Raw genomic sequence first — 13597 nt, forward strand, 5'->3', positions numbered from 1 at the left:
CCTGCCGCCCCCGTTGCGTCACTTCACGCCGAAGCCGTACGCGCCCTGCGTGCGATGCCCGTCGGTCGCGACGGCCACCCACTTCACCGTGTACGCGCCGGTGGCGAGCGCCGCGAGCGGCACCGTCATGCGCTTGCGGTTCGACGCGTCGATGCGCGCGCGGCCGTTCGACACCGTCTTGCCGTCGGCGTCGACGACGACGATCGAGCTGAATGCGGGCTCCAGCGGCTCGGTGAAGTCGATCGTGACGGCGGCCGGTGCGGCAGCCAGCATCGCGCCCGACGCCGGGTCGCTCTTCGCGAGATGCGCGTGCGCGAACGCGGCCGACGAAACGGTTGCTGCGACGATGACGGCGGCCGCGTGGCGGCCGAACGGGAATGAATCGAAACGCATGAACTGTCCGTGAAGAATGGGCGGGCGCCGCGCACCGCACGGCGTTCCGGCAGCTTACCAGCGCATGCGCGTTCATGCCGGCCCTACGCCGCCGCTTGATAGAATGCGCGCGCTATGGATCTCGAAAGCATTCTCTACACCCAGGGCTTCGGCTCGCGCCGCCAGTGCCGCGGCCTGATCGAGGCGGGCCGCGTCGCCGTCGCGGGCGCCGCCGCGACCGACCCGGACGCCACCTTCGACACCGACGGCCTCGTGTTCGAGGTCGACGAGGCCGCATGGCCGTTCCATGCGCGCGCGTATCTCGCGCTCAACAAGCCGGCCGGCTACGAGTGTTCGCGCGATCCGCAGCACCATGCGAGTGTCTTCAGCCTGCTGCCGGCGCCGCTCGTCGCGCGCGGCGTGCAGTGCGTCGGCCGGCTCGACCAGGACACGACCGGCCTGCTGCTGCTGTCGGACGACGGCCAGTTCGTGCACGCGTACACGTCGCCGAAGCGGAAGGTGCCGAAGACCTACGTCGCGACCGTGCGCCACCCGCTCGACGACACGCAACTGCACGCGCTGCGCACCGGTGTGCAACTGCATGGGGAGCCGAAGCCGATCGCGGCCGTCGCCGCCGACGCCCGCACCCCGCACACGCTCGCGCTGACCGTCCTCGAAGGCAAGTACCACCAGGTCAAGCGGATGGTCGCGGCAGCGAGCAACCGCGTCGAATTGCTGCACCGCGAAAGGATCGGCGGCTTCACGCTGCCGGCCGATCTCGCGCCCGGCGCATGGCGCTGGCTCGACGAAGCCGACCTTTCCGCGCTGCGCAATCCCGTCGAAACCCTGTAAGGGAAAATCCGCACGACCGTTCGGTGTCCGGCCGCCTCTCGGCCGCAGGTTCCCCCGCTATACTGAAATCACAAGCTGCAAGAGCGGCGATGCAGGGGGAGACATCATGAACATCAACCATTCTTTCGAACTGTCGTCCGTGATGATCGCGTTCGCGGTCATCGGCGTCATCGTGATCGGCGGGCTGCTGGCCACGATGCATCTGAAGCACAAATATCACCCGAACCTGATCGGCGCGCTGATCGGTGCGCTGCTGTGCTTCCTGCTGATCGAGGCGTTACCGGCGCTCACCTGACGCGCTGCCCGGCGCGAGCGTTTGAAGGAAATCGTCTACGGTCGGATAGCGCAACGTCACGCACAATTCGGCCTTGAGCCGTGCGTTGGACAGGCGCCGCGACTCGCGCATGAAGGACAGCAGCGTCGGCTCGAGCAGGCGTTCGGCGTCCGCGCGGCTCACGCGCGGCGGCCTCGGCAGACCCAGCGCCTGCGCGACCCGGTCGAAATACTCTCCCATCCGCAGTTCGGTGTCGTCCGACGCGTGCACGACGCGCGCCGGCTTGCCGCGCTCGGCCGCACGACGCAGGATCGCCGCGAGATCGTCCGCGTGGATGTGGTTCGTGTAGACGTCGTCGGCCGGCTCGAGCGCCGGCGTGCCGCGCTCGAGCCGCGCGACCGGCAGACGGTTCGCCGCGTAGATGCCCGGAATGCGCACGATGCGCGCGGACAGCACGCCGCGCACCGTCGCCGCACGCAGTTGCCGCTCGGCCGACACGCGCCGGAACGCGCGCGGGTTCGCGGGGCGCAGCGGGTGCGTTTCGTCGATGCGCGCGCCGCCGCAGTCGCCGTAGACGCCCGTCGTGCTGGCATAGACGAGCCTCGGCGCGCGAAGACCGTCGGGTACAATACGCGCTGCCCGAACGGGCGCGCCGGCCTGTCGCGCCGCGGTGCGCAGCCGTCGGAGCCGGCCGACCGCCGGTGCCGTCGGAGACGGCCGACGCGCGGGCATGGACGTTGCGGCGATCAGCGCACGCGTGCGCCGGTCGTCGCGGCCGTCGGATGGCGGCGGCGCGAGATGCAGGATCGTGCGGGCGACGCCCGCGAGGCGACGGAGCGTCGCCGGGCGATCGAGATCGCCGACGATCGGCGTCGCGCCCGCGGCGCGCAATTCGCTGCGGCGAGCCGGGTGGCTCGTCAGCGCGAGGATGCGCAGGTCGGGGCGCGCGTCACGCCATTGCGCGACGCAGCGCATGCCGACGTCGCCGCAGCCGACGATCAATACGCGCGGCCGGCGCAGGATTCGTGTCGCGATCATGTTGGTTGCGAGATTCAGTAGCCGCCGTTGCGCGACGCGCAACGGTTTTGCATTGTAGCTGCCGTGCGCGACATGCACGGTCCCCCCATTTTGTTCTAGTTTGGTTCTATGGCATTCAACGTCACTCTCAAGCAAAGCGGCCGGCAATTCCAGGTCGAGTCGGACGAAACCGTGCTGGCGGCCGCGCTGCGCCAGAACGTCCACCTGCCGTACGGCTGCAAGAACGGCGCGTGCGGTTCCTGCAAGGGCCAGATCGTGTCGGGCCAGATCGAACAGGGCCCGCACGCCGCGTCGGCGCTGTCCAACGACGAACGCACGCGCGGCCTCGCGCTGCTGTGCTGCTCGAAGGCGCAATGCGATCTCGAGATCGACGTGCGTGAAATCGCCGGCGTCGACGGCGTGCAGGTCAAGAAGCTGCCGTGCCGCATCGCCGCGCTCGAACGCAAGGCGGACGACGTGATGGTCGTGAAGCTGCAGTTGCCTGCCAACGAACGCCTGCAGTACCTCGCGGGCCAGTACGTCGAGTTCATCCTGAAGGACGGCTCGCGCCGCAGCTACTCGATGGCGAACGCGCCGCACGAGGAAGGCCCGATCGAGCTGCACATCCGCCACATGCCGGGCGGCAAGTTCACCGACCACGTGTTCGGCGCGATGAAGGAGCGCGACATCCTGCGCTTCGAAGGCCCGCTCGGCACGTTCTTCCTGCGCGAGGATTCCGACAAGCCGATCGTGCTGCTCGCGTCGGGCACCGGCTTCGCGCCGATCAAGGCGATCATCGAGCACGTGAAGCATTCGGGCATCACGCGCCCGATGACGCTCTACTGGGGCGCGCGCCGCAAGAAGGACATCTACCTCGCCGAGCTCGCCGAGCAATGGGCGCGCGAGATCCCGAACTTCAAGTACGTGCCGGTCCTCTCCGAACCGGACGACGCCGACCAGTGGACCGGCCGCACGGGCTTCGTCCATCGCGCGGTGATCGAGGACCTGCCCGATCTGTCCGGCCACCAGGTGTACGCGTGCGGCGCGCCCGTGATGGTCGAATCCGCGCAGCGCGATTTCACGCAGCACCACGCGCTGCCGGCCGACGAGTTCTACGCGGACTCGTTCACGAGCGCCGCCGATCTCGCGCATCCGGTCTGAGCGCCGGGCGCCTGAACGCGCCCCGCTGCGCGCCGCCCGTGTCACATCCGTGGCATCGCGGCGGTTTACAGTGGGGCGCGGGATGCCTTATGCTTGCGCACATGAACCGCTTCCTGTCCGCTCTCCGACGTCGCCGCTCGCCGCTCCGCCCGGATGCCGCCGGCTCGTCACGGACTCGCGCGTAACCCTCCTCCGCTTCACCGGTTACGCACAAGCTGTTCGACCCACCAGCCACGGCCTTCCGTGGCTTTTTTATTGCCCGTTTCCCTTTCAACGCCCGCTGGAGTCTGCTGCCATGCCCCTGAACGATTACCCGATCGACTCGCTGATGTACATCACGAACCGCCCCGACATCGTGTTTACGCACGGCAAGGGTTCGTGGCTCTACGATCACACGGGCAAGCGCTATCTCGACTTCATCCAGGGCTGGGCCGTCAACAGCCTCGGCCACTGCAACGACGGCATCGTCGAGGCGCTGAAGACGCAGGCCGAAAAGCTGCTGAACCCGTCGCCGGCGTTCTACAACGAGCCGATGGCGAAGCTCGCGGGCCTGCTCACGCAGCACAGCGTGTTCGACAAGGTGTTCTTCACGAACAGCGGCGCCGAGGCGAACGAAGGCGCGATCAAGCTCGCGCGCAAGTGGGGCCGCAAGTTCAAGAACGGCGCGTACGAGATCATCACGTTCGACCACAGCTTCCACGGCCGCACGCTCGCGACGATGTCGGCCAGCGGCAAGCCGGGCTGGGACACGATCTACGCGCCGCAGGTACCGGGCTTCCCGAAGGCCGAGCTGAACGACATCAACTCGGTCGAGAAGCTGATCACCGACAAGACCGTCGCCGTGATGCTCGAGCCGATCCAGGGCGAAGGCGGCGTGATCCCGGCGACGCGCGAATTCATGCAGGCGCTGCGCGCGCTGACGAAGCAGCACAACCTGCTGCTGATCGTCGACGAAGTGCAGAGCGGCTGCGGCCGCGCGGGCACGCTGTTCGCGTACGAGCTGTCCGGCATCGAGCCGGACATCATGACGCTCGCGAAGGGCATCGGCGGCGGCGCACCGCTCGGCGCGCTGCTGTCGAAGGCCGACGTCGCGGTATTCGAGGCCGGCGACCAGGGCGGCACGTACAACGGCAACCCGCTGATGACGGCGGTCGGCTATTCGGTGATCTCGCAGCTCGTCGCGCCCGGCTTCCTCGAAGGCGTGCGCGCGCGCGGCGAGTATCTGAAGCGCAAGCTGCTCGAGCTGTCGGAGGAACGCGGCTTCGAGGGCGAACGCGGCGAAGGCCTGCTGCGCGCGCTGCTGCTCGGCAAGGACATCGGCCCGCAGATCGTCGAGAAGGCGCGCGACATGCAGCCCGACGGCCTGCTGTTGAACGCCGCACGGCCGAACCTGCTGCGCTTCATGCCAGCGCTCAACGTGACGACCGACGAGATCGACCAGATGATGGCGATGCTGCGGTCGATCCTCGACACGCTGTAAGGAGGCCACCGCGATGGATGCCGCCGCCGATGCTGTCGCGATCCGCCCGTTCGAACGCGCCGACACCGATGCCGTGCTCGCGGTATGGCGCGACGCGTTCCCGCAGTACGACGAAGCCGGTGCGCCGCCGCACCGCGATCCGCTGCGATCGATCGAGCTGAAGCTCGCGACGCAGCCGGAACTGTTCTTCGTCGCGACCAGCGGCGCGCGCGTCGTCGGCACGCTGATGGCCGGTTTCGACGGACATCGCGGCTGGCTCTACTCGTTCGGCGTCGCGAACGACGCGCGCCGGCTCGGCGTCGGCCGCGCGCTGATCGCGCATGCGGAACGCGCGCTCGCCGCGCGCGGCTGCCTGAAGATCAACCTGCAGGTGCTGCCCGGCAACGACGACGCGTGCCGCTTCTACGCGGCGCTCGGCTATCGCGTCGAGGAGCGCATCTCGTTCGGCAAGACGCTGCCGGCCGCGTAAGACCGCCGCCGGCCGCGGCGCGATTCGGCGCGCGATCGGCCCCGCGTCCGGCAGCGGATCGCCGAGCGCGTCGGTCGGCACGATCAGACCCGCCACACGAAAAAAAACCGCCACGGTTTCCCGTGACGGCTTTTCGACAGCCCGGCTGCGCCATGCGCGGCCGGGCCCGTTCATTCGATCGCTTACTCGCCCAGATACGCGGCGCGCACCTTCGGATCGTCGAGCATCTGCTTCGCGTCGCCTTCCATCGTGACCATGCCCGAATCCATCACGTAGCCGCGGTCGGCCGCCTGCAGCGCGAGGCGTGCGTTCTGCTCGACCAGCAGCACCGTGATGCCCTCCTTCGAGATCTCGCGCACCACTTCGAAGATCTTCTCGACCATGATCGGCGACAGACCCATCGACGGCTCGTCGAGCAGCAGCAGCTTCGGCTTCGACAGAATCGCGCGCGACATCGCCAGCATCTGCTGCTCGCCGCCCGACAGCGTGCCCGCGAGCTGCGTCGCCCGCTCCTTCAGGCGCGGGAAGAAGCCGAACATCCGGTCGACGTCCTTCTTGATCTGCTCGTTGTCGTTGCGCAGGTACGCGCCCATCTGCATGTTCTCGATGATCGACATCCGCGCGAAGATCCCGCGGCCTTCCGGCACCATCGCCAGGCCGCGCTTGAGCAGCTCGTGCGGCGGGATGCCCTTGATCGACGTGCCGTCGTACTCGATGTCGCCCGCCGAGTACGGCTTCAGGCCCGTGATCGCCTTCATCGTCGTGGTCTTGCCGGCGCCGTTCGCACCGATCAGCGTCACGAGCTCGCCCTGACGGACTTCCATGTCAACGCCCTTGACGGCCTGAATGCCGCCGTAGTTGACCTGCAAGCCCTTGATTTTCAACATTGCCGCTGCCATCAGTGCACCCCTGCGCCGAGATATGCCTCAATCACCTTCGGATTCTTCTGCACGTCCTGCGGCAGACCCTCGGCGATCACCTTGCCGTAATCGAGCACCGTCATCCGGTTGCACAGCCCCATCACGAGCTTCACGTCGTGCTCGATCAGCAGAATCGTGCGGCCGTCCGAGCGGATCTTGTCGAGCAGGCGCGTGAGTTCGACCTTCTCGGTCGCGTTCATCCCGGCTGCCGGCTCGTCGAGCGCGAGCAGCTTCGGGTCGGTGGCCAGTGCACGGGCGATTTCCAGACGACGCTGGTGACCGTACGACAGGTTGCGCGACGTGTAGTCGGCGTACTGCAGCACGCCGACGTAGTCGAGCAGCTCGATCGCGCGTTCCTTGATCTCGCGCTCTTCCTGGCGTTCGGCCGGCGTCTGGAACACCGCGCCGAGCAGCCCGTGCTTGGTGCGCACGTGGCGGCCCACCATCACGTTCTCGAGCGCCGTCATCCCGCCGAACAGGCGGATGTTCTGGAACGTGCGCGCGATGCCGGCCTTGGCCACCTGGTGCACGGCCGTCGGCGTGTAGTTCTGGCCGTCCAGCTTGAAGTCGCCGGAGTCCGGCGTGTAGAGGCCCGTGATCACGTTGAAGAACGTGGTCTTGCCGGCGCCGTTCGGGCCGATCAGCCCGTAGATCTCGCCTTCCTTGATCTGCAGGCCGACGTCGGACAGCGCCTGCAGCCCGCCGAAGCGCTTGTTCACGCCCGAGACGGACAGTCGGATTTGCTTGTCGCTCATGTGGTTATCCCCTTGTCCGTAGGTTAAGCGCGCACCGGCTTCTTGCTGTTGCGCTTCGCCAGTTTCGCGATCTTGTCCTCATGCTTCGGCGCGGGCCACAGGCCTTCCGAGCGGTACAGCATGATGATGACCATCGCGAGGCCGTACAGCGCCTGACGGATCACTTCCGTATCGACGATGTCATGACCGAACAGCGCATGCTGCAGCGGGCTCATCGTCGAGCGCAGGAATTCCGGGAAAATCGCGAGCAGCACCGCACCCAGGATCACGCCCGGGATGTGGCCCATGCCGCCCAGCACCACGCAGGCGAGCACGACGATCGATTCCCAGAACGTGAACGACTCGGGCGACACGAAACCCTGGAACGCGCCGAACATCGAGCCCGACAGGCCGCCGAACGACGCGCCCATCGCGAACGCGAGCAGCTTCACGTTACGGGTGTTGATGCCCATCGCCTTCGCGGCGATCTCGTCTTCGCGGATCGCGGCCCACGCGCGGCCGATACGCGAGTGCTGCAGACGCGTACACACCCAGATCACCAGCAGCGAGCAGAGCACGAACAGGTAGTAGTACATGTACACCGACGGCAGCTGGAAGCCGAACAGCGAGTGCGTCTGCGACAGGTTGAAGCCGCCGACGTGCACCGGATCGATGCCCGTGATCCCCTTCGGGCCGTTGGTGATGTTCACCGGACGGTCGAGGTTGTTCATGAAGATCCGGACGATTTCACCGAAGCCGAGCGTGACGATCGCCAGGTAGTCGCCGCGCAGGCGCAGCGTCGGCGCGCCGAGCAGGATCCCGAAGGTCGCCGCGAGCGCCATCGCGATCGGCACGATGATCAGGAACGGCACGTGCAGCCCGTTCGGCGCGAGCGCCGCGATCCACTCGAACTGCGAGGTCAGGTGCGGCGAGCTCAGCAGCGCGGCCGTATAGGCGCCCACCGCGTAGAACGCGATGTAGCCGAGGTCGAGCAGGCCGGCGAAGCCCACCACCACGTTCAGGCCCAGCGCGAGCATCACGTACAGCATTGCGAAGTCGAGCACGCGGACCCAGTAGTTGCCGCCGGCCGAGCCGATCACGATCGGCGCGGCGATCACGAGGACGGCAGTGAGGAGGCCGATGACGACGGTCTTGGCGGTGTTGCGCTCTTCGACGAGCGACGTCGACGATTCGATCGGTTGAATGGATGTCATGTTGTTTGCTCCCCTTCCGTTACGCGCGGTCCGCGACACGTTCGCCCAGCAGGCCCGACGGACGGAACACCAGCACGATGATCAGCACGACGAAGGCGAACACGTCCTGGTAGTTGCTGCCGAACACGCCGCCCGTGAGGTTGCCGATGTAGCCGGCCCCGAGCTGCTCGATCAGGCCGAGCAGCACGCCGCCGACCATCGCGCCGCCGAGGTTGCCGATCCCGCCGAGCACCGCGGCCGTGAACGCCTTCATGCCGGGGATGAAGCCCATGTAGAAGTGCACGTTGCCGTATTCGGACGCGATCATCACGCCGGCCAGCGCGGCGAGCGCGGAGCCGATCATGAACGTCGCGGAGATCACGAAGTTCGGGTTCACGCCCATCAGGCTTGCCGTATTCGGGCTTTCGGCGATCGCGCGCATCGCGCGGCCGAGCTTGGTCTTGTGCACGAGCAGCAGCAGGCCGCCCATCACGATGAACGCAACCGCGATGATCACGATTTCGGTGACCGAGATCACGGCGCCGGGCGTCGTGTCGGTGGCCTTGATCACGTTGATCGGGTCGGTCGGCAGCAATTGCGGGAACGGCAGCGGGTTGCGCGACCAGATGATCATCGCGGCCGTCTGCAGCAGGATCGACACGCCGATCGCGGTGATCAGCGGGGCGAGGCGCGGCGCGCGGCGCAACGGCCGGTACGCGACGCGCTCGATCGTGAAGCCGACGAACGCGCAGACGACCGCGGCGATGCCCAGGCCGATCGTCAGCGTCGCGACGTTGCCGAGTCCGGGAAAGTGGTTCTGCAGCACGGTGATGGCCGACAGCGCGACCATCGCGCCGATCATCAGCACGTCGCCGTGCGCGAAGTTGATGATGCCGAGAATGCCGTACACCATCGTGTATCCCAACGCGATGATGGCGTACACACTGCCGAGCACCAGCCCGTTGAGAACCTGCTGGACGAAAATATCCATTTAAAGCTCCTTGGCCCGTGCTGCCGGAGGACGTTGCGCCCCGCGGGTAAGCGAGGAATCGCGCCTTCTCGGCGGCACTGCGGGTACTAGTCGATACCGGTAAGGGTGGATCGTCCCGGCGCGCGCCGCCCGGCCTGTACGGCCGGACCTGCCGCCGGAGCGGATACAAAAACGGCACCGCACTGTTCCGGTGCCGTCATGAGTCCCGTCGCTAAATCGTCACGACGTCGAGGACGGTGTTCGTGGCCTCCTTGAAGTCGTGGGGCAGCATGCCGAGACGGCCGTCATCCGGTTTCCCGGCATCCGTGCCTTGGCCCGTCCAGTGCCATGCAAGCATCGCGCCAGGACGGGTCGGATTCCGCGCCGCGTCGCCCGGGAAGGCGTTGCGACGGGCGCGCCCGACTTTCGTCAGGACTGCATCGGAATCCATCGTACGAACCAGGCTGCGCACCGCGACACGGTCGGTCGCGGCAGCACGCTGTTTCGTCGAATCGAATTGAAGGGGAGACAATGGCTTCGGCACGCTACCGGCAGCGCCGCGATCGTCCGCCATCCGTGGACCCGCCCCTTGCCGCGCTACAACCTGCATGTCCGCTGCCGGCCCGATCGCCAGGCCATGCGTGTTGATTTCCTCGATCGTCAAACGTGCCCCGTTTTCCTTGTCCCTGCCCAGTTGCGCGATACGGCGCGCCGATGGCGCCGCAGGTCCGGTTCCGGCGACGCGCACGCCGGTGGCCGCCGGTGCCGCGTACACCGCAGCCTCCCTGGCCGCCCCGCCGTCGCTCTTTTTGCTGCAGCCGGCAAACATTGCAACCGGTGCGGCGACGGACACGGCGTAAGCCAACTTCACATGCATCGAATGGTCTCCCGCGCCTTGCCAAAACCCGTTTCAAAGCCATTCCGGCTTGAAAACGGGCGCATTGTAACTCCATTTATAGGACGCCAATAATCCTGATTCGATGGGGTTTTCCTGCATTGCAACCAATTTTGAGACACGATTGGGCGCGCTCGGAGCAACCGGGTTGCACCACGCTTGGGAATAACGGTTGCGATGTGAATTTCGAGGCACAAAAAAAGCGCGCCGACGGGCGCGCTTCGGTATTCCGCAGGGTGCGATGCGGCAATCAGGCCGCGGGCGGCAGGTTCAACCCGCGCGGCAGCGGAAACGACACGTTTTCCTCGATGCCCTCGAGTGCGCGGACGTTGCGCACGCCGAGCTCGCGCAGCCGGGCGATCACGGCCTGGGCGAGCACTTCGGGCGCCGACGCGCCGGCCGTCACGCCGATGCGGCGCTTGCCGGCAACCCATGCCGGATCGATCTGATCCGGCGCATCGACCATGTACGCGGCCACCCCGCGCTTTTCGGCCACTTCCCGCAGCCGGCTCGAGTTCGAGCTGTTCGGACTGCCGACCACGATCACGACGTCGCATTGCGGCGCCATGAACTTCACCGCATCCTGCCGGTTCTGCGTCGCGTAGCAGATGTCCTGCTTCTTCGGCTCGCGGATCTTCGGATACTTCGCCTTCAGCGCGCCGATGATCTCGGCCGCGTCGTCGACGGACAGCGTCGTCTGCGTGACGAGCGCGATGCGCTCGGGATCGGCGAGCTCGAGCTTCTGCACGTCCTCGACGCTTTCGACGAGATGCATGCCCCGCTCGACCTGGCCCATCGTGCCTTCGACCTCGGGATGGCCCTTGTGTCCGATCATGACGATGTCGACGCCGTCCTGGCGCATCTTCGCCACTTCGACGTGCACCTTCGTGACGAGCGGGCAGGTTGCGTCGTAAATGCGCAACCCGCGCACGTCCGCCTCGTCGCGCACGGCTTTCGACACGCCGTGCGCACTGAAGATCACGGTGTTGCCGGCCGGCACTTCCTCGAGTTCCTCGACGAAGATCGCGCCCTTCTTCTTCAGATCCTCGACCACGTACTTGTTGTGGACGATTTCGTGACGCACGTAGATCGGCGCACCGTGCATCGCGATGGCGCGCTCGACGATCTCGATCGCGCGGTCGACGCCCGCGCAGAAACCGCGCGGCTGGGCCAGCAGGATTTCGGCGTCGGCGGCGACGGTCTGCGCGGACAGCGTATCGGTGGTACTCATGATTACAGGATTCCGATGATTTTCACTTCGAACGTGAGCGCCTGGCCCGCGAGCGGATGATTGAAGTCGAACAGCGCCGAGGTCTCGCTGACTTCCTTCAGCACCCCCGCGTAGCGGCCGCCATCCGGTGCGTTGAACTCGATGAGCTCGCCCGGCGTGAAATCGTCGCCGACCATCCCGTTCTCGCGCAGCGTCGACAGCGTCACGCGCTGAAGCATGTCGGGATTGCGGGGGCCGAACCCCTGATCGGGCGCTAGCTGAAAAGTCGAGTGGTCGCCGACCCTGAGCCCGAGCAGAATCTGTTCCAGCGACGGCGCCAGTTGCCCCGCGCCCAGCAACAGCGTGGCCGGCTTGTCCGAGAAGGTGTTGACGATGTCGGCGCCGTCGGCCAGTGCCAGCCGGTAATGCAACGTGACGTGGGAACCGGGCTTCACTTCGGATAGATCGATGAGGCTCATGAATTACTCGTTCGGTCGGCGCCCGCTACGGCCGAATGGCCCGGCGCAAAGCCAATATTGTAAGTCACCTGAGCGTGCAAGGCGGAAAGTGCGACGACGTCGCGCACGCCGCCCGCCGCCAATGGAGTTCAGACCATGCTGTCACCCCGCCTCATCCTGCCGTCGGCCGAATGCCGCGACACCAGCGATGCGCCGGCCGATCCGCCCGCCCGCGTCATCCCGATCAACCGGCGCAGGCGCCGACCGGGCGACTGGCGGCCGGAGCGGCCGCGCGAGCGGCTGCTGGAACGCGGGCCGGCCGCGCTGACCGACGACGAACTGATCGCGCTGCTGCTCGGCACGGGCAAGCCCGGTCACGACGTATTCGTCATCGCCCGCGATCTGATCAAGCAGTACAAGTCGCTGCGCGGATTGCTCGAAGCGGGCGCCGACGATTTCGAGGCGCACCCCGGCATCGGCCCCGCGCGCTCCGCGCGGCTGGTCGCGGTCACCGAGATCGCCCGGCGCATGCTGGAGGAGAAGGCACGGGACGGCATGCAGATCGATTCGCCCGGCGCCGTCGAGGATTGCCTGCGAATGAAGATCGGCACGCTCCCGCACGAAGTATTCGTCGCGGTCTATCTGGACGCCCGCAACCGCATGATCGACATGGAGGAACTCGCGCGCGGCTCGCTCACGCGGATGGCCGTCTATCCGCGCGAGATCGTGCGCCGCGCGATGCAACAGAACGCCGCGGCGCTGATCGTCGCGCACAACCATCCGTCGGGCGCGGTGCAGCCGAGCGCGGAAGACCGCCGCCTGACGCGCGTGCTGAAAGACGCGCTCGAGCTCGTCGACGTGCGGCTGCTCGATCACGTCGTCGTCGGCGTCAGCGATACTTTCTCGTTCGCGCGGGCCGGTTGGCTGTAGACTGTGGCGCGGCAGCCCGTCCCAGGGCGCCGCAACGGCGAAGCGAAATTAGGTTTGATTTTTCTGAACTTTTTCTGCTAGAATCGCCGTCTGTCTTTTTTCCAACCAGTTCTAGCCATCGAAGGGCCTTGTCTGTAAGGGCTACGGCGTTCTGAGTGCAGCCATGGATCACGTGGCGGTGCGATGGAACCTTCACCGGCGATCGAACCCCGAATTTAGCGTATTAGGAGTGCTCTCATGGCACGCGTATGCCAAGTAACTGGGAAAGCGCCGATGAGCGGCAACAACGTTTCCCACGCCAACAACAAGACGAAGCGCCGCTTCCTGCCGAACCTGCAAAACCGCCGGTTCTGGGTGGAGAGCGAAAACCGCTGGGTGCGTCTGCGCGTCTCGAACGCCGGCCTGCGCCTGATCGACAAGAACGGCATCGATTCCGTGCTCGCTGACCTGCGCGCACGCGGCGAAGCCTAAGCCCAAGGAGCACAATCATGGCAAAAGGCGCCCGCGACAAGATCAAGCTCGAGTCGACCGCTGGTACGGGTCACTTCTACACGACCACGAAGAACAAGCGCAACATGCCGGAAAAGATGGCGATCAAGAAGTTCGATCCCGTCGTCCGCAAGCATGTGGAATACAAAGAAACCAAGATCAAGTAATCTCCG

Annotated in this window: 17 protein-coding genes; 8 read left to right on the forward strand and 9 right to left on the reverse strand. The window is 66.4% G+C overall.

Annotated features, from left to right (window positions below):
* Nucleotides 1-18: 18 nt before the first annotated feature.
* Complete coding sequence (gene copC / locus CFB35_RS13055; protein WP_059576805.1) at nt 19-393, reverse strand: copper homeostasis periplasmic binding protein CopC; 375 nt, start codon at nt 391-393, stop codon at nt 19-21.
* A gap of 114 nt (nt 394-507) precedes the next feature.
* Between copC and CFB35_RS13060 the strand changes: the two genes are divergently transcribed.
* Both CFB35_RS13060 and CFB35_RS13065 read left to right on the forward strand, forming a co-directional pair.
* Entirely contained in the window at nt 508-1224 is a 717-nt protein-coding gene (locus CFB35_RS13060) for a 16S rRNA pseudouridine(516) synthase (protein WP_060010162.1), read from the forward strand.
* Nucleotides 1225-1330: 106 nt separating this feature from the next.
* On the forward strand, nt 1331-1519 hold the full coding sequence (locus CFB35_RS13065; RefSeq protein ID WP_011546000.1) for a hypothetical protein: 189 nt from the start codon (nt 1331-1333) through the stop codon (nt 1517-1519).
* Here the strand turns inward: CFB35_RS13065 and CFB35_RS13070 are convergent.
* Nucleotides 1502-2536 carry an NAD-dependent epimerase/dehydratase family protein gene (locus CFB35_RS13070; RefSeq protein WP_059576812.1) on the reverse strand — a complete coding sequence of 345 codons (1035 nt, stop codon included), beginning with the start codon at nt 2534-2536 and terminating at the stop codon, nt 1502-1504. The genes CFB35_RS13065 and CFB35_RS13070 overlap by 18 nt on opposite strands.
* Before the next feature lie 108 nt (nt 2537-2644).
* On the opposite strand from CFB35_RS13070, the gene CFB35_RS13075 reads away from it, so the two are divergent.
* The 3 genes from CFB35_RS13075 to CFB35_RS13085 all read left to right on the forward strand — a co-directional run bounded on the left by CFB35_RS13075 (nt 2645) and on the right by CFB35_RS13085 (nt 5625).
* Nucleotides 2645-3676: a CDP-6-deoxy-delta-3,4-glucoseen reductase gene (locus CFB35_RS13075; RefSeq protein ID WP_006478058.1), complete on the forward strand. Its 1032-nt coding sequence runs from the start codon at nt 2645-2647 to the stop codon at nt 3674-3676.
* Nucleotides 3677-3971: 295 nt separating this feature from the next.
* Nucleotides 3972-5156, forward strand: a complete 1185-nt coding sequence (locus tag CFB35_RS13080) for an acetylornithine transaminase (RefSeq protein WP_059576815.1) — start codon at nt 3972-3974, stop codon at nt 5154-5156.
* A 13-nt stretch (nt 5157-5169) separates the two neighbouring features.
* Entirely contained in the window at nt 5170-5625 is a 456-nt protein-coding gene (locus tag CFB35_RS13085; RefSeq protein WP_059576818.1) for a GNAT family acetyltransferase, read from the forward strand.
* A 182-nt stretch (nt 5626-5807) separates the two neighbouring features.
* Here the strand turns inward: CFB35_RS13085 and CFB35_RS13090 are convergent, their stop codons facing one another.
* From CFB35_RS13090 to CFB35_RS13120, 7 genes are all read right to left on the reverse strand, one after another.
* Nucleotides 5808-6524, reverse strand: a complete 717-nt coding sequence (locus CFB35_RS13090; protein WP_059576820.1) for an ABC transporter ATP-binding protein — start codon at nt 6522-6524, stop codon at nt 5808-5810.
* Nucleotides 6524-7300: an ABC transporter ATP-binding protein gene (locus CFB35_RS13095; RefSeq protein WP_059576822.1), complete on the reverse strand. Its 777-nt coding sequence runs from the start codon at nt 7298-7300 to the stop codon at nt 6524-6526. The genes CFB35_RS13090 and CFB35_RS13095 overlap by 1 nt, the downstream gene beginning before the upstream one ends.
* Before the next feature lie 23 nt (nt 7301-7323).
* Nucleotides 7324-8493, reverse strand: a complete 1170-nt coding sequence (locus tag CFB35_RS13100) for an ABC transporter ATP-binding protein (protein WP_059576825.1) — start codon at nt 8491-8493, stop codon at nt 7324-7326.
* Nucleotides 8494-8512: 19 nt separating this feature from the next.
* Nucleotides 8513-9463, reverse strand: a complete 951-nt coding sequence (locus tag CFB35_RS13105; RefSeq protein ID WP_006478051.1) for a branched-chain amino acid ABC transporter permease — start codon at nt 9461-9463, stop codon at nt 8513-8515.
* 211 nt (nt 9464-9674) lie between these two features.
* On the reverse strand, nt 9675-10319 hold the full coding sequence (locus CFB35_RS13110; RefSeq protein ID WP_089465076.1) for an amino acid-binding protein: 645 nt from the start codon (nt 10317-10319) through the stop codon (nt 9675-9677).
* A 268-nt stretch (nt 10320-10587) separates the two neighbouring features.
* Nucleotides 10588-11568, reverse strand: a complete 981-nt coding sequence (gene ispH, locus CFB35_RS13115; RefSeq protein ID WP_059576830.1) for a 4-hydroxy-3-methylbut-2-enyl diphosphate reductase — start codon at nt 11566-11568, stop codon at nt 10588-10590.
* Between the two features lie 2 nt (nt 11569-11570).
* On the reverse strand, nt 11571-12026 hold the full coding sequence (locus CFB35_RS13120) for a peptidylprolyl isomerase (protein ID WP_006488950.1): 456 nt from the start codon (nt 12024-12026) through the stop codon (nt 11571-11573).
* A 135-nt stretch (nt 12027-12161) separates the two neighbouring features.
* Between CFB35_RS13120 and radC the strand changes: the two genes are divergently transcribed.
* The 3 genes from radC to rpmG all read left to right on the forward strand — a co-directional run bounded on the left by radC (nt 12162) and on the right by rpmG (nt 13591).
* On the forward strand, nt 12162-12935 hold the full coding sequence (gene radC, locus CFB35_RS13125; RefSeq protein WP_059576833.1) for a DNA repair protein RadC: 774 nt from the start codon (nt 12162-12164) through the stop codon (nt 12933-12935).
* Between the two features lie 237 nt (nt 12936-13172).
* The gene (rpmB, locus tag CFB35_RS13130; RefSeq protein WP_004186391.1) at nt 13173-13406 is read left to right on the forward strand and encodes a 50S ribosomal protein L28; all 234 of its coding nucleotides are present in this window, start codon (nt 13173-13175) and stop codon (nt 13404-13406) included.
* 17 nt (nt 13407-13423) lie between these two features.
* Nucleotides 13424-13591: a 50S ribosomal protein L33 gene (rpmG, locus tag CFB35_RS13135; RefSeq protein WP_006478046.1), complete on the forward strand. Its 168-nt coding sequence runs from the start codon at nt 13424-13426 to the stop codon at nt 13589-13591.
* Nucleotides 13592-13597 lie beyond the last annotated feature (6 nt).

The organism is Burkholderia sp. AU16482 (assembly GCF_002223285.1).
GTDB classification, from domain to species: domain Bacteria; phylum Pseudomonadota; class Gammaproteobacteria; order Burkholderiales; family Burkholderiaceae; genus Burkholderia; species Burkholderia semiarida.

What these genes read in the sequence shown, in the direction of transcription:
- copC (WP_059576805.1), bottom strand. Translation starts at nt 393, where the DNA reads ATGCGTTTCGATTCATTCCCGTTCGGCCGCCACGCGGCCGCCGTCATC.
- CFB35_RS13060 (WP_060010162.1), top strand. Translation starts at nt 508, where the DNA reads ATGGATCTCGAAAGCATTCTCTACACCCAGGGCTTCGGCTCGCGCCGC.
- CFB35_RS13065 (WP_011546000.1), top strand. Translation starts at nt 1,331, where the DNA reads ATGAACATCAACCATTCTTTCGAACTGTCGTCCGTGATGATCGCGTTC.
- CFB35_RS13070 (WP_059576812.1), bottom strand. Translation starts at nt 2,536, where the DNA reads ATGATCGCGACACGAATCCTGCGCCGGCCGCGCGTATTGATCGTCGGC.
- CFB35_RS13075 (WP_006478058.1), top strand. Translation starts at nt 2,645, where the DNA reads ATGGCATTCAACGTCACTCTCAAGCAAAGCGGCCGGCAATTCCAGGTC.
- CFB35_RS13080 (WP_059576815.1), top strand. Translation starts at nt 3,972, where the DNA reads ATGCCCCTGAACGATTACCCGATCGACTCGCTGATGTACATCACGAAC.
- CFB35_RS13085 (WP_059576818.1), top strand. Translation starts at nt 5,170, where the DNA reads ATGGATGCCGCCGCCGATGCTGTCGCGATCCGCCCGTTCGAACGCGCC.
- CFB35_RS13090 (WP_059576820.1), bottom strand. Translation starts at nt 6,524, where the DNA reads ATGGCAGCGGCAATGTTGAAAATCAAGGGCTTGCAGGTCAACTACGGC.
- CFB35_RS13095 (WP_059576822.1), bottom strand. Translation starts at nt 7,300, where the DNA reads ATGAGCGACAAGCAAATCCGACTGTCCGTCTCGGGCGTGAACAAGCGC.
- CFB35_RS13100 (WP_059576825.1), bottom strand. Translation starts at nt 8,493, where the DNA reads ATGACATCCATTCAACCGATCGAATCGTCGACGTCGCTCGTCGAAGAG.
- CFB35_RS13105 (WP_006478051.1), bottom strand. Translation starts at nt 9,463, where the DNA reads ATGGATATTTTCGTCCAGCAGGTTCTCAACGGGCTGGTGCTCGGCAGT.
- CFB35_RS13110 (WP_089465076.1), bottom strand. Translation starts at nt 10,319, where the DNA reads ATGCATGTGAAGTTGGCTTACGCCGTGTCCGTCGCCGCACCGGTTGCA.
- ispH (WP_059576830.1), bottom strand. Translation starts at nt 11,568, where the DNA reads ATGAGTACCACCGATACGCTGTCCGCGCAGACCGTCGCCGCCGACGCC.
- CFB35_RS13120 (WP_006488950.1), bottom strand. Translation starts at nt 12,026, where the DNA reads ATGAGCCTCATCGATCTATCCGAAGTGAAGCCCGGTTCCCACGTCACG.
- radC (WP_059576833.1), top strand. Translation starts at nt 12,162, where the DNA reads ATGCTGTCACCCCGCCTCATCCTGCCGTCGGCCGAATGCCGCGACACC.
- rpmB (WP_004186391.1), top strand. Translation starts at nt 13,173, where the DNA reads ATGGCACGCGTATGCCAAGTAACTGGGAAAGCGCCGATGAGCGGCAAC.
- rpmG (WP_006478046.1), top strand. Translation starts at nt 13,424, where the DNA reads ATGGCAAAAGGCGCCCGCGACAAGATCAAGCTCGAGTCGACCGCTGGT.